Origin of the sequence: Flavonifractor sp. DFI.6.63 (assembly GCF_024462255.1) — a bacterium.
Lineage (GTDB): Bacteria > Bacillota > Clostridia > Oscillospirales > Oscillospiraceae > Lawsonibacter_A > Lawsonibacter_A hominis.
Window position 1 is genome coordinate 1 of the sequence record NZ_JANGBE010000050.1, and the last position, 17,900, is coordinate 17,900.

Consider the following 17,900-nt stretch of genomic DNA (forward strand, 5'->3'; position numbering starts at 1 on the left):
TTAGCTGTACAATCTTTTCGGACATGGTTTGCTGTCTCCTTTCGAATGGTGGTGTCGCAACTTCATTCTACCAGACATCTGCAAACCATGTCTCTTTGTCTTTTTGCGAAACTTATTCTACCTGACCTATTTTGACGAATGGCACTCTAAATGCACAAACAAGGTAAAAGGGATGTTTCCCGCCCCTCGGGGGACAGGCATCCCCATCTAAGCTCATCGACGGCCCACCGGCGCCGCGCCCGGATGGGCGTACCTCTCTTTCCGGCTCAGCCCGTCCGGGCAGAATCTGAAACGGGCGGCCTGTTTTGAAACAGGCCGCCCCGCTTGCGGGAATCCCGCCAGTTTATTGCGCCGGGGCTGCGATGGCCGGGATCTGCTTTCCGGTATGGTCGATGGTATAGTCGCTGCCGTAGGTTCCAGGCAGGATGATCTGGGAGATCGGAACAAATGTGTAGCCCTCCTGGAGCAGCTTTTCAAGAATGCCGGGCAGGGCTTCCGGGGTGTGGAGGGCGGCGTTGTGAAAGAGCACGATGGATCCCGGCTGGGCCTTGGAAGTGACCCGCTGCGTGATCTCCGACGCCGGAAGGTCCTTCCAGTCCAGGCTGTCCACATCCCACTGTATGGGCTCCATGCCGATGGAGCGGATCGCAGTGATCACGTTATTGTCATACTCTCCATAAGGCGGCCGGATCAGGGTGGGACGCACGCCGGTCACCGCCTCGATCTTGTCGTTGCAGGCCTCCACATCGGCAATGATCTCCTCTTTGGAGAGCTGCGACATATGGGCGTGATCGTTGGAGTGGTTCATCACCTCGTGCCCGGCATCATGGAGCGCCTTGACCGATTCGGGGTATTTATCCACCCACGAGCCTACCACAAAAAACGTTGCCTTGACGTTATACTTGCCCAGGATGTCGATAAGCTGCTGGGTATCCTCATTGCCCCAGGCTGCGTCAAAGGAGATGGATAGCATCTTCTGATCCCGCTGGACGCAGTAGATGGGCAGTTGCCGGTCGGTGGCATAGGCGCTGACCGCCGCAGGATAATTGACCACATAGAACATGGCCGCCGCCGCCAGGGCGCAGGCCAGGGCGGTCAGGCGCTTTCGCTGGAGCAGAAACACTTTCATAGCTGGACCTCCTAAACTTCGTTTGCTCCATCTTATGAAAGACAAGGCCGGTTCAGAAGAATGCGGCGGCAGAAAGGCGGGACAGCGCCAGGGCCAGCAGGATGCTTCTTCCCGCATGTCTCATGATCGTTTCCCCCCTGTGCTCCAATTCCTTCCTTGTAACGGAAACAGGTCGGACATACAAGTCCGTGGAACCCTCCGGCAGGGATTACCGGCTATGTATCCCCCAACTCCACCGGCTCCAGCTTCATCACGGACACCTCGTAGGCCACCCGCTGCTGACTGACGCCGTCCTCCACCTTGGTGTAGGAGCGGCTCTGCAGCCGTCCGGCAAGGCGCACCCCGTCCCCCACCTCCAACCCGGCGCAGCGCTGGGCCAGCCCGCCCCAGGCGATGCAGGGCAGATAGTCCGCCCGGCCGTAGCGGCGGTTGACCGCCAGCATCAAATCGCAGATCTCCCGTCCCAGCGGGGTACGGCGGAAGACCGGCGGCTTGCACAGCGTCCCCGCCAGCACCAGATCGTTGGCCGGCTCCCCCCCGCCCTTCCGCAGGGAGCGGGCATACAGAGTGATGACCAGGCGGCTGCCCCGGCCGCTCTTGTTGTTGAAGGAGCGCACTTCCCCCTCCACCTCCAGCGGTGTGCCGGCCGCCACGGGACATTGCTCCAGCAGCGGCCGGGCCGCGATGACGTTTACCCGGTCCTCCGAGCCGGAGAGCCGCAGCACCGAAAGCGGAAAGGTCTCGTAAGCCACGCCGTGATTCTCATGGGAAAGGGTGGGCGCCGCCGCCGCCACGCCCCGCAGCAGCGCCCGGTTCTCATTCCAGCCAGTTTGCATATCCATCCACGCTCCTGTGTATTGCTTTTTCGTTCACTGTGGCATGTATATGCGGGCATGTCCGCGGCTATGCCGCGCTCCGGCCCCTCCCCGGCACAAAACCGCCCCCATCCCCGGCGTCTCACGCGGGTGACGGGGGCGGCGCCCGGTGCGTACGCTTACCGCTCGGTGATGGGCTTGGCCTTTTCCTTGGCGGTTTTGGGCCTGCCCTGGAGCTCCGGTACGGGGGGCGCTTCGTTCCGGGGCTTTTCATGGGTGCGCTCGGGACGCTTCATGCCTTGCTTTGCCATAGGGGCACCTCACACATCGTTATTGGGGAGCGACTGCTTCTTTGCATTGGGATTCTGGTTCTGGTTCTCCCGGGTCAGCGGGGTCTGCCCGTTGCACTTCTTTCTTCGTGCCGTCTTGTTGTCGGGCTGGCTGTCCTTTGGCATAGGGCGCTTCCTTTCTGTGCTGTGCTACGCCTGTTCCTGCCAGTTGGCGGGGTAGACGAAGTACAGGAATCGGGCATGGCCCGTGACGGAAAACTGGATGGAGCTGTCCTTGGGGATATAGATCACCTCGCCCGGACCGGCGCTGACGCGTTCTCCGCCGATGAGCACGTCCAGTCTTCCGCTGATCACGTAGTCCATCTCGTCGTAGCGCAGGGTCCAGGGGAACGTGGTGTCGGTCATCTCCATGATGCCCGCCCCCAGGCGCGGGCTCTCCTGGAGGGAAAACAGATCCCGGGTATAGACCCGGTGGCGGGGGTCTCCCGTGTCCATGCGATGCTCCTCAGAGACCGGCAGGTCGGGTACCCGGACGGCACGCACGCCGTGGGCGCCCCCGCCCAGCTTTTCCAGCAGCACCTGGCGCACCAGCGCCTCCAATGCATTTTTATCCATTCCGTTCCTCCCGGCCGTCCTTGCCTGTGAGGAGCATGGCCACGATCACACCGCCGACGCCGCCCACCAGCTTGCCCACGATCATGGGAAAGATCATGGTGGAATCAAACCCGGCGGTAAAGCCCAAATGGTCTCCGAAGACAAAAGCCGCGGACACGGCGAAGGCCACATTGATGACCTTGCCCCGCTTGTCCATATCGGCCATCATACCGAACATGGGGATGTTGTTGGCCAGGGTCGCCACCATTCCGGCGGCCGCCACATCGTTCATACCCAGCAGCCGCCCCAGCTTGAGCAGAGGCTTCTGAAACACCTTGGTGATGACGAAGACCAGGGGAAACGCGCCCGCCAGCACCACTGCGATATCGCCCACGATGGCGACGCCCTCTTCGATGGGGTTCATGCCCGGGATAATGGTGAGGGGGGTGAGCTTCTGGATGATGGCGGCGGCCAGCCCGATGGTGATGATGATGACGATGATCTTGCCGAAAACCTGAAAGCCCTTGACCATTCCATTGGGGATCAGCCAGAGGCCCAGGGCGATGAGCGCCGCGAAGAGAACGATGGGGATCAGGTTGCGCAGCACCATCCCCACCGGGAAGCCCGCCACCAGGCCGCCCACAAAGCTGCCCACCGGGACGGCCACCACGCCCGCCAGCACGCCGGTAGCCAGATACCTGCGGTCCTCCGCGCGGATGATGCCCAGCCCCACGGGGATGGTGAACACGATGGTGGGCCCCAGCATAGAGCCTACGATCAGCCCGCCGAACTGTCCGGCCTGCTTGGTGAGGGCCAGCTCCTGGGCCAGGGGCGCACCGCCCATATCATTGGCCAGAATGGTTCCCGCGAACATGGCCGGGTCCGCGCCCAAGAACTGATAAAACGGGACCACCACAGGGCTCAGCAGACGGGCCAGCACCGGGGCCAGGCAGATGATACCCACCATGGACAGGGCCAGGGAGCCCATGGCCAGGATGCCCTCCTCGAACTTCTCCCCCAGCCCGAAGCGGTTGCCGATGATACGGTCTATGGCGCCCAGGGCCATGAAGACCACCATCAGGTATACAATGATCTCATTGACGGACATTTACATGTCCCCTTTCTTATAGCTTGGCATAAAAGCGCTTCCCGAAGGCGCCGCTCAGACAGACCCGTTTTCTGCGGCAATCCCGGCGGCCCGGGCAAAAACCGGCGCGGCAGGGCGGGACCGTTTGCCGGACCGGCGGGCGCACGGACGGTTCCGTTCTGCCCTACGGCCCATCGATGATGCCCACAATGGCGGCGTCGATGGGGATATGCGCTCCCGCCGCCACCCGTGCCGCGCCCCCGGTGGCCACCAGGACCCGCTCCCCCTCTCCCGCGCCCACGCAGTCCGCGCATACCAGCAGCGCCCCGTCCACCGCTACGGTCAGCAGGGCCTGTCCCGTCAGGGCGGGGGATTTCTTGGTGGCCCATACCTTACCCGCCACTTGTCCTAATAACACCGATGCCCATCTCCCTCATCTGGCGCTCCATGCCCACGAATTTCTGGTAGATGCCCATAGGGGCGGTACGCTTGTACTGCCTGTACTCCATCGCTTCGGCCAGTACCGCCACCCGCTCCCCCCGCAGCAGCGCGCCCAGGACCTGCCGCGCCGGCTCGTCCAGCGGGATGCCCAGGGACAGAAGGGCCATGTCCTGGATGGGCAGGCTGGTGATGACCAACCGCTCCCCTCTCTGCTCCAGCGTCACGGCAGCCTCATCCCCCGGCCGCCCGGGGCGGCGGAAGCGGGAGCGGCCGGCACCGCGGCGGTCGGAACGCGTCTCACGGCAAAATCATCCCCCTGTCGCCCTTCTGGAAGCCGCAGGCGTTGGCCTCGTCGTAGTCGATATGCACCACCGTGGAAAACTTGGGGGACACCCGCACTTCCATCTGTTCGAAGACCAGAGGCCGGTTGGTGAAGCACCGGAACCGGACGTTCTGACCGTCCGCCACGCCGAGACGGCCGGCGTCCTCAGGCGTCATGTGGATATGGCGCTTGGCCACGATCAGGCCCCGCTCCAGGCGGATCACCCGCTCCCCATGGCGCACGGTGAGGCCCGGAGTACCCTGGATATCCCCGGAGAGACGCACCGGGGGCGTGATCCCCAGGGCCACCGCGTCGGTCAGGGAGATCTCCGCCTGACTCTCGCTCCGTTCCGGCCCGAGTATCACCACACGCTCCAGTTTTCCCTTGGGGCCCTCCAGGGTCAAGCGCTCGGCGCAGGCGTACTGCCCCGGCTGAGAGAGATCCTTGACCCGGTTGAGCTGATAGCCCGCGCCGAACAGGGCCTCCAGATCGCCCCGTGACAAGTGGATATGCCGTCCGCTGGCCTCGATCTCGATGGTCAGCCGGGATACGATCTCCTCCGCCAGGCGTTCGATCGCAAGTACATTGGTTGTCATGTTGGTCCACCGCCTTGTACGGCGCGGCGCCCCAGCGCGCCGCGCATCAGGATTGGCGCCGGTATTGCCCGGCCTTCCACTTGATCATCATGATCCACATCAGTGAGGACAGCCGGTTCAGGCCCAGGATCATGTCGCTGCGCGTCACGTTCCCATCCGGGTCCCGGAACGCGGCATAGGCGGCCAGCTCGGTCTGCCGCACCACGGTACGCAGTTTGTTGAGGGCCAAAAGGGCGGGCCCGTCGGTGTAGCGGATCATAAAATGGGGCTGGCCGAAGTGCTTTTCCGGGTAATGGGAATACTCCCGCAGCTGCTCCGGCGTATAGCCGCACAGCCGGATGCTCCCGACCGGCTCGTCCAGCACGTCGAAGCGGATATAGCGCCGTACGAACCCCAGTACCTCCTCCAGCTCCTCCGCCAGCGCGGGGCAGCCCTCCCCCGCGGCCGCCTGCTGGGCCAGGGTGATCTCCGCCTCCAACGCGTCGATCCAGCCCCGGAAGGCGATGCGGGGGTGGTCCTTAAAGACCAGGAGATTGCCCTTGAGATGGGTCATATGCTCCGGCTTTTCGGTCAGCGCCGCGCCGAACAGCGTCTGATATCGGGGCGCAGACGGGGCTTCCGCGCCGCCGGAGCCCGGCTTTGCTGCGCCCTCGGGCCTTCCCTGGGGGTAGACGACCTCCACCCGGTGCTCCCGCAGGTAGTCTTTCGCCCCGGGTGTGAGCACCTGGTCCCGATTGACCACCACCGGCCCGCGTGCGCCGTTGTCCGACATGCGGCGCACATCCTCTTCGGTCAGCAGGGCCATGGCTTACTGTCCGTCGGATTCGCCCTTGGTATGGGGCAGGATGTGATCCACCTCGGCATGGGGCCGCGGGATGACGTGCACGGAGATGAGCTCGCCAACCTTCTCAGCGGCTGCGGCGCCCGCGTCGGTGGCGGCCTTGACGGCCCCCACGTCGCCCCGTACCATAACGGTCACCAGGCCGCCGCCCACCTGTTCCTTTCCCACCAGCTGGACGTTGGCGGCCTTCACCATGGCGTCGGCGGCCTCGATGGCCCCCACCAGTCCCTTTGTCTCCACCATGCCCAGCGCATTCGTGTTTGCCATACGTTCGTTCCTCCTGTGATTCCTGTTTTTTTCATCCGCCGCTTCCTTGGGAAGGGCGGCGCTTTGGCTCTCCTTTTTGGCGCTCCGGGGCCGCGCCGTCTTTGGGCCTGCTGCGTCCGGACGGGCGGCGGCGTAGCTGCCGCTCCCCGCCCCCCGGCGCCTGCCCGGCGGAGCGGCGGTCTCGGGCGGGATATGGGGCGCGCCGCCCACCGTCCCGGCCGCCTCGCCGTTTCCGGCGAAGACGGTATGCTCCTGGTCGTCCTCCATCCCCTGGGGCGTTTCGGCCATCAGGGTGTTGGACAGGGCCTGTACCTGCTGAAGAATGGCCTCATGGGGGTTGAGCAGCACGCCGTCGGCGTTGACCTCGCTCATACGTTCAGCCTCCTCAGGATCTGCTGGACCAGCTCCTCCAGGCCGGGCATGGCCACGGCCTGTTCCGGCCGTCCCGGCTGGTACGGCGCGCGATCCTGCCGCAGATCTTCCAGCTCCCGCACGCCCCAGGCCACGCGCTTGATGTTGATCAGGTCCAGCGGCCCGATGTTGTTGGAGCTGGAGGAGCCGCCCACCGCGCCGCATCCCAGGGTCAGCGCCGGGAACAGGCAGGTGGTGGCGCCCACGCCGCCCAGGGACGCCGGGGTGTTCACCAGCACCCGGCTGGCGGGCACCTCCTGGGCAAAGCGCTTGACGGTGTCCTCGTCCTGGGCGTGGATGGCAAAGGTATGCCCCGCGCCCTCCCACTCCAGGATCTCCACGCAGCGGCGGAGCACCGCCTCTTCGTCGCTCTCCACGTAGTAGGCCAGGATCAGGCCCAGCTTCTCGTTGGAATAGGGATAGCCCCGGCCAACGCCCCGCTCCCGGGCCACCAGCACCCGCGCCGTGGGCGGCACCCGGTCCAGCCCCGCCAGCTTGGCCACCGTCTCCACCGATTTGCCTACGATGGCGGGGTTCATGGTGCCGTTGGAGCGCAGGATGAACCGGGAAAGCCGGCTGTGCTCCTCATCCGAGAGGAGATAGGCCCCCTGGGCCTTCAGCTCGGCGCTCACCGCCGCCTCCATCTCCCGGGTGACCACGATGGACTGCTCGCTGGCGCAGATGGTGCCGTTATCGAAGGTCTTGGAATCCAGGATGCGTTTGACGGCCAGCCTCACGTCGGCGCTGCGGTGAATATAGGCCGGTCCATTGCCCGCGCCCACGCCGATGGCGGGCGTCCCGGAGGAGTAGGCCGCCTTGACCATGGCCCCGCCTCCGGTGGCCAGGATCAGACGGGTCGCGTCGTGGCGCATCAGCGCCTGGGTCGCCTCCAGGGTAGGATTTGTGATGCAGGCGATGGCTCCCGCCGGCGCGCCGGCGCTCTCCGCCGCCCGGCGCACCACGTTCACCGCCTCCAGGATGCAGCCCGCCGCGCTGGGGTGCGGGGAAAAGAGGATCGGATTGCCCGCCTTCAAGCAGATCATGGCCTTATAAATGACGGTGGAGGTGGGATTGGTGGAGGGCACCAGCCCCGCCACGATCCCTACCGGTACGCCGATGTCGATGGTGCGTTTCTCCCGGTCCTCGGCCAGGATGCCGTGGGTGCGCTCGTCCTTGATGGCGTCGTAGAGGGTGAGGGCGGCAAAGCGGTTTTTGATCTCCTTGTCCGCCGGGATACCGAAGCCGGTCTCCTCCACCGCCAGCTCCGCCAGTCTGCGGGCTTGCTCCGCCGCCGATGCGGAGATGGCCTTCGTTATTTTGTCCAGCTGTTCCTGGGTCATGCGTTCCAGGGCGCGCTGCGCCTGCCGGGCCTGTCCCAGCAGGTCCCGCACCTCCTGAATGGATTGCAGGTCCTTGTCCAAATCGTTCCCTCCTTGGGCTTGCAGAGACGGCTTGCCGCCTTTGCAGACATTTGCGGAATCGATGCCAGCCGCGGCGGCCCCCTCAAAGCGCGGAGAGGGGCGCACCGCAGGTGCACGTCCGGAGGGAAGCGCTCTCCCCCGGACGGCGCGTCGCGTTTGCGCCGAGAAGCGACGCGTCTAAACCTCACGCGGCCGGGCCGCCACGGCCTTGACCGCCTCGGCGAACGCAGCGGCGGCCGCGTTGCAGGCGGACTGGGTGCCGGTCAGCAGACCGCCGCCGAAGTTGGTCTCGCTGGGCGGCTCAAAAAGGGCTACCAGCTCCACGTCGGAAGCCTTGAGCGCTTCATCCAGGCCCACCACCGCCTCCAGCGGGGGCGCGATCAGGTAGGCCAGGGCCTCGCCCTCCTTTACCCCCGCCGTTTTGGACAAATAACTGCCTGTCCGGGAGACGGTATGGGCGAAGTAGACGATGGAGTCGTCCTCGTTGGCGGAGACAAAGCCCACGCCGCTCTCCATAAAGTCCACGCAGGATCTCAGCCCGCTCTGGACCTCCGCCGGGTTGGGCCCCGCCAGAATGCCGATGACCTCTCCCGCCAGCTTGGTGGAAGCATTGGCCGCTCCGGCATAGAGGGAGCGGCCGTAGACCACCTCCACAGCGGCGGCCTTGGTGGCCTCGTCCAGGGCGCAGTAGGTCACATCGTCGCTGTCGGCGGTAAGGATGCCGATGGAGCGGTATTCCTGGGGCAGGCCCAGCTTCTGGGCCAGCGTCTCGCTGACGTTTGCAATGGTATGGGTGGCCAATACCTTGGCCGGGATCCGGTCGCCTGTCATAACATCACCTCAAATCAATGCCGGAGGCTTTCTTCTCCAGCATCCTGTGAATCAATTCCGCAATGTGGGCCCCGGCCTCCACCGCGGTGGTGCCCTGCCGGTGGATGTTGGATACCACGGTGCGCTTGGACTCGGGTATGCCGATGTGGGGCTGATAGGTCACGTAGGCGGACATGGATTCCGCCGTCACCAGACCGGGCCGTTCTCCGACCAGCATGCACACCACCTCCGCCCCCGTCAGATCTCCGATGTGATCGCAGGCCCCCACCCGGCAGTACTTGACAAAGAGCACCGGCCCGGGCGGAATGCCATAGGCCTCCAGGCCCGCCCGGATGGCCTGCATGCAGTCGGCGGCGTTGGCCTCAATGGCGGCGGAGCTCAAACCGTCCCCCACCACCAGGGCCACCTTTGGGCTGCGTCCAAAGGTCTTTTGGATGATGGCCTGATTCTGCTCGTCGAACCGGCGGCCCCGGTCGGGGCGGGTCAGATATTCGTCCTTGTCGGCGCACAGCGTCTGGGTAAACACCCAGCCGTTTTGGTCCACAAAGGCCTCGTCCACGTGGGAAAACACGGAATCCTGCGCGGCCGCATGGTCTGCGCGCATGCGCAGCATGGTGATGGTCTTGTACCGGGCGCCCGCCCGGCCTACCCCCAGGCGGGCGGGGGTCTTCCGCTTCAGGTCCAGAAATGCCGGGCCGTTGCGGGGGTCCTTGACCAGATACTGCCGCCGCAGATCGATCTCGGAGATGTCGTCCAGACAGCCGTCTCCGGCGGTGCTCTCCCGTTCCATGGGGTGGTAGTCCGCTCCCTTCACCTGGGGCGTGGGCGCCTGGCCCGCCAGCTCCACGATCATGCGCTCCACCAGGGCGCGTACCTCTTTTTCGTTCATATCGATTGCTCCTTCGCCTCGCAGAGTTCTGTCGTCCGCAGACGACGGAATAAAATCAGGATCCGCCCGTTCCGGGAGACATCGGGTTCCCCCGGGGCGGCACGGCCGCCCCGGCCCGCGTGATACAGGCGCCGCTGGCGCATGTCCGCACGCTGCGCCCTCGGAACGGACGCTTCCCATGAAATTTTTGCCGACCGCTTCGTGCAGCTTCCTCGAACCGGCGGCAAAGCCGCTTTTTCCACTGCCTCGCCTGCCCCTTCGGGGCAATTCGCCTTCCGTGCGCCGCAGAATATACCGCCCGGCCCGTACAGGGCGGCTTCGCCGCTTTTTTGCCCGCCCGGCCGGAGAGGCCCTCTCCCGCCGGCCGCGTCAGGCCAGTAAAATCGACGCATCCCCCGCCAGGGCCGTGAGCTTGTTGTCCTCCACAAAGCCCATCTGCTCCAGCCAGCGCTGGAAGGGCTTGATGGCGGTCAGCCCGAACATTTCCCGCAGGGCCGCCGTCTCATGGAACCCGGTGGTCTGGTAGTTGAGCATGACGTCGTCCCCGTGAGGGATGCCCATAAAATAGTTGCACCCGGCGGTGGTCAGCAGGACGGCCAGGTCCTCGATGTCGCTCTGATCGGCCTTCATGTGGTTGGTATAGCAGGCGTCGCACCCCATGGGGATGCCGGTGAGCTTGCCCATGAAGTGATCCTCCAGCCCCGCCCGGATGACCTGCTTGGAGTTGTAAAGATACTCCGGGCCGATAAAGCCCACCACCGTGTTGACCAAATAGGGCTGAAAGCGCTTGGCAAAACCGTAGCACCGGGCCTCCATAACCACCTGGTCGGCCCCATGGTGGGCCTCGGAGGAGAGCTCCGAGCCCTGCCCGGTTTCGAAATACATCACATTGGGCCCCTCGGCATTGCCCTGGCGCAGCGCCAGCTGGCGTGCCTCCTCAATCAGCTTGCCGTCCAGGCCGAAGGCCTCGTTTCCCTTCTGGGAGCCGGCGATGGACTGAAAGATCAGATCGCAGGGCGCCCCCTGGCGTACCGCCTCCATCTGGGTGGTCACGTGGGCCAGTACGCAGATCTGCGTGGGAATGGCCCAGCGGTTCCGGATCTCATGGAAGCGGTCCAGCACCCGGCGCACGCTCTCCACACTGTCGTCTACCGGATTCAGTCCCAGCACCGCGTCCCCCGCGCCGTAGGTCAGCCCCTCCAGCAGGCTTGCCATGATGCCGTCCGGGTCGTCGGTGGGATGGTTGGGCTGAAGGCGGCAGGACAGCGTGCCCGGCTCCCCGATGGTCGTGTTGCAGTGGGCGGTGACGGTGATCTTCCTAGCCGCGTAAATCAGGTCCATATTGCTCATAAGCTTGGCTGCCGCCGCGATCATCTCGGCGGTAAGCCCCCGGCTGAGACGCCGGATGGCGGCGGAGTCGTTGTGCTCGTCCAGCAGCCACTCCCGCAGCTCGGCCACCGTCCAGTTCTTGATTTCGTCATAGATCGTTTCGTTCACGTCGTCCTGGATGATACGGGTGACCTCGTCCTCCTCATAGGGGACGGCGGGATGGTTGCGCAGGTCGGCCAGGGTCAGGTTCGCCACCACCACCTTGGCCGCCACCCGTTCTTCGGCGCTCTCGGCGGCGATGCCCGACAGGGAATCCCCCGACTTGACCTCGTTCGCCTTGGCCAAGACGTCCTTGACCGACTGAAACTGGTACACATGGCCCAGCAGCTTTGTTTTGAGTATCAAAAAAATCCGCTCCCTTGCAGCGGGGCATCCCCGCCCTACTTGTTGAATACCAACGTCTTAATGATCACCGGCAATACAGCTCCATTGGCGACGGGCGCGCCGATGTCGATGTAGTCGCCGTTGTCCACCCCCACGCCGTCCAGGCACAAAATAGGTCCCTCCAGCAGGGGCGCCATGGTCTGGCCCAGCACCTTGGCCATGTCCCGCTCTACCACGACCACGCTTGCAAACCCCGCCCGCCGCAGGGGCTCCAGCCCCCGTGCCACGCCCTGGGCCAGCTCCCGCACACGGGAATAGCCGGGGTTTTCCTCTCCCCGCAGGCCCAGGGCCAACTGGCTCAGGCCGCCCTCATCGGCAAACCAGCGCAGCTTGGCCCCGATGGCCTGCTCCAGCGCCTGGGCCGATCCCCGTTCCTCCGCCTCGGTAAGCTTCAGGATGGGCAGGTTTTTCAGCGGGAACACCGCGTTCCGATAGAAGATGGTCGAGCCGGAGAGCTCCGTGGAGTGGCTGCCCGCCCCCACTACCGTGGCCCGGATGGTCTCGGTGCCGGCGCGCAGCTGTGCCCCGCGGAACCGGGGCGACTCCCGGATGGCCCGGCCCAGCAGCACGCCGATATCGCCATAGGCGCGCCAGTCCCCTTGGGGCGTGTAGATGCAGTCGGCCACCCCACCGGAGAAGGAGCACACCGGCGGCCGGTCCGGCGGCTCCCACCGGGTCCCCTCGGTCAAAAGGGCGTCCAGCTTATCCCGGCCCGGCCGCAGTCCCGCCGCCTGTTCCAGCGCCTGAGTCAAAAACTCCACCACCGGCGCCAGCGCTTCGGGGTGTGCCCGTTCCCCTGCCGCGGGGGGCGGGCACACTCCCGTCCTCCGCAGCACCGGGGAGACATAGGTGACCAGCCCCGTCTCCCGCTCCAGCTTGATCAGCCGTCCGCCCACATCCAGGCATCCGGTGCGCACCAGCTCCCCATGGGAGTAAAGCGCCAGGTTGGAGGTGCCGCCCCCGATATCGAAGTTGAGCACATCGGTATGGTGCTCCCGGGCGTAGGCGTCCGCGCCCGCGCCCCGGGCGGCCAGGATGCTCTCCAGGTCCGGCCCGGCGGTGGCCACCACAAAGTCTCCGGCAAAGGCCGACAGGGCGCCGAGCACTTCCCGCGCGTTTTCCTTCCGGGCGGTCTCCCCGGTGATGATGACCGCGCCGGTGCCGATCTGGCGCTTGTCAAAGCCGGACTTCCGGTACTCCTCTTCCACAATGCGCCGTACCCCGTCGGCGTCGATCACGGTCTCCGATTTCAGGGGCGTAAAGTGGATGTCGCTGCGGTAGAGCACCTCCCGCTCCGCGATGGCTACCCGCGGCACGGAAAAGGGATTGGCCCGGTTTTCCAGGACCAGCCGCGAGATGACCAGCTGCGTGGTGGAGGTGCCGATATCAATGCCGACCGATAAAAGCTGCTCACTCATCCGGGCACCTCCGCCGCCGCGGCCCCGCAGGCCCGGTCAGGCTCCGCCGGCCCGGTGGAGGCGGGGCTCCGCCGGCAATGCCTGCCGGGAAACACTGCCCCGCCATGCTATACCAGCTCCTTCAGGATCGCCTTCACGTCCAGCACCGAGACGCTTCTGGGGTTTGTGGGGGTACAAAGGTCGGCCAGGGCGGCCTCGGCCAGCGCGTCCATGTCTCCCCGGAGCTGCCCCGCCTCCACGCCGCAGGCGCTCAGCCGGTCGGGCAGCTTCAGGGCGGCGCGCAGCCGGTTGAGTGCCGCGGCCAGCGCCCGGGGGTTCTGGGCCAGGCCGCAGCGCCCGGCCAGCCGGGCATACCGCCGGGCGGCTCCGGCGTCCGCCGCGTTGAACTGGATGACGTGAGGCAGCAGCAGCGCGTTGAGCCGCCCATGGGGCACATGGTAGCGCCCGCCCAGGCTGTGCGCCAGACCGTGGCAAAGGCCCAGCCCGGCGGCGTTGAACGCCATCCCCGCCATGCAGGAGGCCAGCAGCATGTTCTCCTTGGCCCGGCTCTCCCCCGCCGTCTCATAAGCCGGCTTCAGGTGTTCATAGGCCAGTGAGAAGGCCTGCTCCGCCAGCGCGTCGGAGAAGGGGCTGGCCTGTTTCGCCACGTAGGCCTCGGCGGCGTGGGTGAGCACATCCATCCCCGTGTCCGCCGTGACGGCGGGAGGCACGCCGGCCAGCAGCGAGGCGTCCAATACCGCCGCGTCCGGCAGCAGGGCATCGTCCACCAGGGGATACTTGACCCCCCGCTCCGTATCGGTGAGCACCGCGAAGGAGGTCACCTCCGATCCGGTCCCCGCCGTGGTGGGCACCGCGTAAAAAAGAGGAGCCAGCCCCGCCTCCAGCTTTTTCCCGAACTCCACCATGGCTTTGGCGCAGTCCATGGGCGAGCCGCCGCCGAAGGCCACCACCGCCTCCGGCCGGAAGTCCGCCAGCGCCCGGGCCCCCCGCGCCACCAGGGCCAAAGAGGGATCGGGAACCACCTCGGTGAACCGTTCCACCGTGCAGCCGGTCAGGCGGGCGGTCACCCGGTCCAGCAGTCCGGAGCTGGATAAGAACGCGTCCGTGATGACCATCACCCGCTTTCCCGCCAGCGCATCCAGCGCCGCCAGCGCGTCCGGGCCAAAATAGATTGTCGGTTTCAGTTGAAATCGTTCCATGCCGTTTCCCCTGCTTCTTCCTTGATGGGGTTAGTATGGCAGAGAATGAAATGATTATGCAGCATGACTTGCCCGGACCAGCTGCAAAAAGCCGCCGGGAACTCCGTGAGTCGGAGTTCCCGGCGGCTTTTTGCACGTTTGGGGTTGGTGTGGCGGCTTTGCAGCACGCTTATGCGGCCTGCTTCCGCCCTATCGGTCCCACTTCTCGATGAGGGCGCGCAGCTGGTCGGCAAACTTGCCCAGATCCTTGTTGGCGCCGCCCTTGTTGCGGGCGATGACCTGCATGAGCTGTGCGCCCATGTCTTCCAGACGCCGGTAGGCCGGGGATGCCGCAGGGGCCGCGGCGGCGGACTTGGGCGGCAGCGGGATGCCGGCGGCCAGTACGCGGTTTTCCAGCAGATCGTAGACCTCTTCGTAGTCCGGCGCGTGCGCGGGAAGGCCCCGCTGGCGCAGGGTATCCGCATAGATCTCGGTGACTTCGCAGTCTCCATGGACCACAAAGACCTGGCGCGGCTTGGGCTGATAGTGGTCGATCCACTGCAGCAGGCCGTCCCGGTCGGCGTGAGAGGACAGGCCGTGGAAATTGACGATCCGGGCCCGGACGGCGATCTCCTCCCCAAAGAGCTTCACGGAGGAAACCCCGTTCAACAGCCGCCGGCCCAGGCTGCCCTCGGCCTGGTAGCCCACGAAGACCACGGCGCATTCCGCCCGCCAAAGGTTGTGCTTGAGATGGTGGCGGATGCGCCCGGCGTCGCACATGCCGGAGGCCGAGATGATGACCTTGGGCGACTTGTCCAGATTCAGCGCCTTGGACTCCTCGCTGCTCTCGGTGATGTTCAGCCCCGGGAACTGGAACAGGGCCCCGCCTTTCAGCGCCTGGATGGCCTGCTCGTCCAGATAGCCGTGCAGGTCGCCGGAAAAAATACGCGTGGCCTCTCCTGCCAGGGGGGAATCCACATAGACCTGGAAGTTGGGGACGCTTTTGACCATTCCCTGCTCTTTCATCTCCCGCATAAAGTACAACAGCTCCTGGGTACGCCCCACGGCGAACGAGGGGATGATCACGTTCCCGCCCTTGCTCAGCGTCTCGTCAATGATGGCGGCCAGGTCGCCGGTGTAATCCGGCTGCTCGCTCACATCGTGGAGACGGTCGCCGTAAGTGCTCTCGGTGAGCACATAATCGGCCTGACGGATGTACTGGGGATCCCGAATGATGGGCTGGTCCCGGTTTCCGATATCCCCGGAGAAGACGATCTTCCGCGTCTCGCTCCCCTCGGTGAGCCACATCTCCACGCTGGCCGAACCCAGCAGATGGCCGGCATCCACGAAGCGGGCCTTCACCCCGTCGGCGATCTGGATCTCCGAATCGTACTCGCAGGTGACGATGCGTTTCACCGCTTCCTCTGCGTCCGCCACCGTGTAAAGGGGCTCCACCGGCTCCCGGCCGGCCCGCCTGCCCTTTTGGTTGGTCCACTGGGCGTCGCTCTCCTGGATGTGGGCCGAATCCCGCAGCATGATGGACAAAAGCTGCCCGGTCAGGCGGGTGCAGTAGATATTGCCTTGAAATCCCTGTTTCACCAGCAGAGGGATGCGGCCGGAGTGGTCGATGTGCGCGTGCGTGACCACCACCGCGTCGATGTACCCGGCGCTGAAGTCCAGCTGGCGGTTGTCCCGCTCGTCCCTGCCCTGCTGCAAGCCGCAGTCCACCAGGATCTTCTTCCCGCCGCACTCCACGCAGTGGCAGCTGCCGGTGACCGCCCTGGCCGCGCCGAAAAAGGTCAGTTTCAACAAAGCACCTCCTTGTTTTTTCGCTTCGACTTTATTTTACATCCAAAACCGCTCGGTGTAAATACCTGTCCAGCATCCGGTAGGAGGGGCAGCAGATCTGCCGCCCGAACACCTGGGACAGCGCTTGGTTCCACTCCTCCAGGGTATAGGTATTGACCGGCAGCAGGGTCAGCAGCGTCAACAGCCACGCCGGGTCGGCTCCACAGGGCTCCACGCCCATACTCCGGCGCAGGCGGGCCAGAATGCGGTTTTCCATGCCCTCAATCACCTCTGCGCCTATTTTATGCGCCTCAGGCGGCTGGCGGGACCCCCCCGCCGCCCGGCGACGGCAGATGCAGGCTGGGCGCGTGCCCCCGGCGGCAGGCTTTCGGATCCAAACGGACGGGCCGGCCCGGCGCCTTCAGCGGTAATAACGGCGCAGTTCCTCCAAAAAAGCCATCAGCAGGGGGTTGGCGTTTCCCCGCCGCCGGACGGCGCACAGAGCGCTCCATGTGTCCGGCAGGGGGAAAACCCTCAGCAGCGGGTTTGCATAGTCCCGCAGGAACCGGTCGCACACCAGCACCTCGTCGTCCCGCTGCAGCGCGCTGATCAGTCCGTGCGCGTTGGAGGTCCACACCGCGATATCCGGCGTGAAGCCGCCTTGCCGCAGGCAGATCTCCCGCACGTAGGCCGCATACCGGGGCGTCTCCTGCTCCCGTATACCCACAAAGCGCTGCCCCCGCAGGTCCTCATAGGTTACCCGCTCCTTTCGGGCAAGCGGATTGGAGCGCAGCATACATACCAGCTTGGGACAGGTGCAGATTTCTTCCTGCTCCAGCTCCGTCTCCGCCTCCCCCGCGTCGAACGCGATGGTGAGCACTACGTCCACCTCGTCCCGCAGCAGCTTGGAGCGCCACTGAGAAAACGAGGCGTATTCAAAGGACAGGTCGGCCTCCGGCTGCCGGCGCAGCAGTGCGTTGCGCACCTCCGGCATATCGTTGAGCACATTGAGGGAATCCACCGTGCATACCCGCAGGCGGCTGGCCCCAGTTGTCCGGAAGCGCTCCAGCACCTGGACGGACTGCTCAAAGGCGGCCAGGAGCGGCCGCCAGCGGCTGTAGAGCAGCTCCCCCGCCTCGGTCAGCCCCACTGGGCGCTCCTCCCGGCGGAACAGCCGCACGCCCAGCTCCCGCTCCAGCACGCCGATGCGGCGGCTGACGGTGGACTGCTCCAGATTTACCTGCTCCGCCGCCTTGGAAAAGCTGTGCTGCTCCGCCACGGCCAGAAATACCTGGATCTGCAGCAGACTTACGTCGAATTCCAGCATATGCCCCCTCCTGTACTATGTATTTACTGCATGATATCATGTAAAAGTTCATTTTACAACGAGCGTTCTTTTTTATATGATTACGCCAGCAATACAAATAACAGGAGGGATTATTATGGGCAAACCGACCAACAAGCAACTGACCAACAGCAAGTTTGGCCCCTGGGGCTGGAGCATGATACTTTATGCGTTTCTGCTCTACTATTTCTGGGCCGGACTTTCGGTGGACGCCCTGAATGTTTACCCTGAAGCATTTGCCGCCCTGCACGGCTGGGATCCCAACGTACTGCTGGGCTTCGCCACCCCCGCCGGCATCATCGGCGTGCTGGGCGGCATCGTCTTCGGCCGCCTGGTTATGAAGACCGGCGTGCGCATCCTGTGCACCTTTACCCTGGTCCTCACCGGCCTGCTCTACATCTGGTTCGGCCACGTGAACTCCCCCGTGCTGTTTTTGGTCTGCCTGACCCTGTTCACCTTTATTT

At 65.1% G+C, this 17,900-nt stretch carries 20 protein-coding genes and 1 pseudogene; 1 reads left to right on the forward strand and 20 read right to left on the reverse strand.

Going from position 1 to position 17,900, the window contains the following annotated elements; genetic code table 11:
• Nucleotides 1–343: 343 nt before the first annotated feature.
• The 20 genes from NE547_RS17060 to NE547_RS17155 all read right to left on the reverse strand — a co-directional run bounded on the left by NE547_RS17060 (nucleotide 344) and on the right by NE547_RS17155 (nucleotide 17,418).
• A complete protein-coding gene (locus NE547_RS17060) occupies nucleotides 344–1,129 on the reverse strand; it encodes a polysaccharide deacetylase family protein (protein WP_256176533.1) in 786 nt (261 codons plus the stop codon).
• A gap of 215 nt (nucleotides 1,130–1,344) precedes the next feature.
• Nucleotides 1,345–1,971, reverse strand: coding sequence for a single-stranded DNA-binding protein (locus NE547_RS17065; RefSeq protein WP_256176534.1), 627 nt, complete (start codon nucleotides 1,969–1,971; stop codon nucleotides 1,345–1,347).
• Between the two features lie 152 nt (nucleotides 1,972–2,123).
• Complete coding sequence (locus tag NE547_RS17070) at nucleotides 2,124–2,255, reverse strand: hypothetical protein (protein ID WP_256176535.1); 132 nt, start codon at nucleotides 2,253–2,255, stop codon at nucleotides 2,124–2,126.
• Nucleotides 2,256–2,264: 9 nt separating this feature from the next.
• Nucleotides 2,265–2,399 (reverse strand): hypothetical protein, encoded by a 135-nt coding sequence (locus tag NE547_RS17075; protein ID WP_256176536.1) that lies wholly within the window; start codon nucleotides 2,397–2,399, stop codon nucleotides 2,265–2,267.
• Between the two features lie 24 nt (nucleotides 2,400–2,423).
• Complete coding sequence (locus NE547_RS17080) at nucleotides 2,424–2,849, reverse strand: cupin domain-containing protein (RefSeq protein WP_186908566.1); 426 nt, start codon at nucleotides 2,847–2,849, stop codon at nucleotides 2,424–2,426.
• Nucleotides 2,842–3,936, reverse strand: a complete 1,095-nt coding sequence (gene eutH, locus NE547_RS17085; protein WP_186908567.1) for an ethanolamine utilization protein EutH — start codon at nucleotides 3,934–3,936, stop codon at nucleotides 2,842–2,844. The genes NE547_RS17080 and eutH overlap by 8 nt, the downstream gene beginning before the upstream one ends.
• Nucleotides 3,937–4,099: 163 nt before the next feature.
• Nucleotides 4,100–4,333 (reverse strand): EutN/CcmL family microcompartment protein, encoded by a 234-nt coding sequence (locus NE547_RS17090; protein WP_186908568.1) that lies wholly within the window; start codon nucleotides 4,331–4,333, stop codon nucleotides 4,100–4,102.
• Nucleotides 4,308–4,580 carry a hypothetical protein gene (locus tag NE547_RS17095; protein ID WP_186908569.1) on the reverse strand — a complete coding sequence of 91 codons (273 nt, stop codon included), beginning with the start codon at nucleotides 4,578–4,580 and terminating at the stop codon, nucleotides 4,308–4,310. Before NE547_RS17095 ends, NE547_RS17090 begins: the two co-directional genes overlap by 26 nt.
• A 73-nt stretch (nucleotides 4,581–4,653) precedes the next feature.
• The gene (gene pduL / locus NE547_RS17100; protein ID WP_186908570.1) at nucleotides 4,654–5,274 is read right to left on the reverse strand and encodes a phosphate propanoyltransferase; all 621 of its coding nucleotides are present in this window, start codon (nucleotides 5,272–5,274) and stop codon (nucleotides 4,654–4,656) included.
• A 46-nt stretch (nucleotides 5,275–5,320) separates the two neighbouring features.
• On the reverse strand, nucleotides 5,321–6,079 hold the full coding sequence (locus tag NE547_RS17105) for an ATP-binding protein (RefSeq protein ID WP_256176537.1): 759 nt from the start codon (nucleotides 6,077–6,079) through the stop codon (nucleotides 5,321–5,323).
• A 3-nt stretch (nucleotides 6,080–6,082) separates the two neighbouring features.
• Entirely contained in the window at nucleotides 6,083–6,382 is a 300-nt protein-coding gene (gene eutM / locus NE547_RS17110; protein ID WP_186908603.1) for an ethanolamine utilization microcompartment protein EutM, read from the reverse strand.
• A 368-nt stretch (nucleotides 6,383–6,750) separates the two neighbouring features.
• The gene (locus NE547_RS17115; protein WP_186908572.1) at nucleotides 6,751–8,214 is read right to left on the reverse strand and encodes an acetaldehyde dehydrogenase (acetylating); all 1,464 of its coding nucleotides are present in this window, start codon (nucleotides 8,212–8,214) and stop codon (nucleotides 6,751–6,753) included.
• A gap of 177 nt (nucleotides 8,215–8,391) precedes the next feature.
• Complete coding sequence (gene eutL / locus NE547_RS17120) at nucleotides 8,392–9,045, reverse strand: ethanolamine utilization microcompartment protein EutL (protein ID WP_186908573.1); 654 nt, start codon at nucleotides 9,043–9,045, stop codon at nucleotides 8,392–8,394.
• 4 nt (nucleotides 9,046–9,049) lie between these two features.
• Nucleotides 9,050–9,934, reverse strand: coding sequence for an ethanolamine ammonia-lyase subunit EutC (gene eutC, locus NE547_RS17125; protein WP_186908574.1), 885 nt, complete (start codon nucleotides 9,932–9,934; stop codon nucleotides 9,050–9,052).
• A 369-nt stretch (nucleotides 9,935–10,303) separates the two neighbouring features.
• Nucleotides 10,304–11,668 (reverse strand): ethanolamine ammonia-lyase subunit EutB, encoded by a 1,365-nt coding sequence (locus tag NE547_RS17130; RefSeq protein WP_256176538.1) that lies wholly within the window; start codon nucleotides 11,666–11,668, stop codon nucleotides 10,304–10,306.
• 35 nt (nucleotides 11,669–11,703) lie between these two features.
• On the reverse strand, nucleotides 11,704–13,125 hold the full coding sequence (gene eutA / locus NE547_RS17135) for an ethanolamine ammonia-lyase reactivating factor EutA (protein WP_256176539.1): 1,422 nt from the start codon (nucleotides 13,123–13,125) through the stop codon (nucleotides 11,704–11,706).
• Nucleotides 13,126–13,232: 107 nt separating this feature from the next.
• Nucleotides 13,233–14,324 carry a 1-propanol dehydrogenase PduQ gene (locus NE547_RS17140; protein WP_186908577.1) on the reverse strand — a complete coding sequence of 364 codons (1,092 nt, stop codon included), beginning with the start codon at nucleotides 14,322–14,324 and terminating at the stop codon, nucleotides 13,233–13,235.
• Nucleotides 14,325–14,513: 189 nt separating this feature from the next.
• On the reverse strand, nucleotides 14,514–16,112 hold the full coding sequence (locus NE547_RS17145; protein WP_256176540.1) for an MBL fold metallo-hydrolase RNA specificity domain-containing protein: 1,599 nt from the start codon (nucleotides 16,110–16,112) through the stop codon (nucleotides 14,514–14,516).
• A 31-nt stretch (nucleotides 16,113–16,143) separates the two neighbouring features.
• Nucleotides 16,144–16,368: a hypothetical protein gene (locus NE547_RS17150; RefSeq protein ID WP_186908579.1), complete on the reverse strand. Its 225-nt coding sequence runs from the start codon at nucleotides 16,366–16,368 to the stop codon at nucleotides 16,144–16,146.
• Between the two features lie 144 nt (nucleotides 16,369–16,512).
• Nucleotides 16,513–17,418 carry a LysR family transcriptional regulator gene (locus NE547_RS17155; RefSeq protein ID WP_256176541.1) on the reverse strand — a complete coding sequence of 302 codons (906 nt, stop codon included), beginning with the start codon at nucleotides 17,416–17,418 and terminating at the stop codon, nucleotides 16,513–16,515.
• A gap of 115 nt (nucleotides 17,419–17,533) precedes the next feature.
• Between NE547_RS17155 and NE547_RS17160 the strand changes: the two are divergent.
• A pseudogene (locus NE547_RS17160) lies at nucleotides 17,534–17,900 on the forward strand (hypothetical protein); the annotation flags it as partial.

Excerpts from the sequence above, each read along its gene's own strand:
- NE547_RS17065 (WP_256176534.1), bottom strand. The coding sequence starts at position 1,971 with ATGGATATGCAAACTGGCTGGAATGAGAACCGGGCGCTGCTGCGGGGC.
- NE547_RS17105 (WP_256176537.1), bottom strand. The coding sequence starts at position 6,079 with ATGGCCCTGCTGACCGAAGAGGATGTGCGCCGCATGTCGGACAACGGC.
- eutC (WP_186908574.1), bottom strand. The coding sequence starts at position 9,934 with ATGAACGAAAAAGAGGTACGCGCCCTGGTGGAGCGCATGATCGTGGAG.
- NE547_RS17140 (WP_186908577.1), bottom strand. The coding sequence starts at position 14,324 with ATGGAACGATTTCAACTGAAACCGACAATCTATTTTGGCCCGGACGCG.
- pduL (WP_186908570.1), bottom strand. The coding sequence starts at position 5,274 with ATGACAACCAATGTACTTGCGATCGAACGCCTGGCGGAGGAGATCGTA.
- NE547_RS17155 (WP_256176541.1), bottom strand. The coding sequence starts at position 17,418 with ATGCTGGAATTCGACGTAAGTCTGCTGCAGATCCAGGTATTTCTGGCC.
- NE547_RS17070 (WP_256176535.1), bottom strand. The coding sequence starts at position 2,255 with ATGGCAAAGCAAGGCATGAAGCGTCCCGAGCGCACCCATGAAAAGCCC.
- NE547_RS17060 (WP_256176533.1), bottom strand. The coding sequence starts at position 1,129 with ATGAAAGTGTTTCTGCTCCAGCGAAAGCGCCTGACCGCCCTGGCCTGC.
- eutH (WP_186908567.1), bottom strand. The coding sequence starts at position 3,936 with ATGTCCGTCAATGAGATCATTGTATACCTGATGGTGGTCTTCATGGCC.
- eutA (WP_256176539.1), bottom strand. The coding sequence starts at position 13,125 with ATGAGTGAGCAGCTTTTATCGGTCGGCATTGATATCGGCACCTCCACC.
- eutL (WP_186908573.1), bottom strand. The coding sequence starts at position 9,045 with ATGACAGGCGACCGGATCCCGGCCAAGGTATTGGCCACCCATACCATT.
- NE547_RS17080 (WP_186908566.1), bottom strand. The coding sequence starts at position 2,849 with ATGGATAAAAATGCATTGGAGGCGCTGGTGCGCCAGGTGCTGCTGGAA.
- eutM (WP_186908603.1), bottom strand. The coding sequence starts at position 6,382 with ATGGCAAACACGAATGCGCTGGGCATGGTGGAGACAAAGGGACTGGTG.
- NE547_RS17075 (WP_256176536.1), bottom strand. The coding sequence starts at position 2,399 with ATGCCAAAGGACAGCCAGCCCGACAACAAGACGGCACGAAGAAAGAAG.
- NE547_RS17150 (WP_186908579.1), bottom strand. The coding sequence starts at position 16,368 with ATGGAAAACCGCATTCTGGCCCGCCTGCGCCGGAGTATGGGCGTGGAG.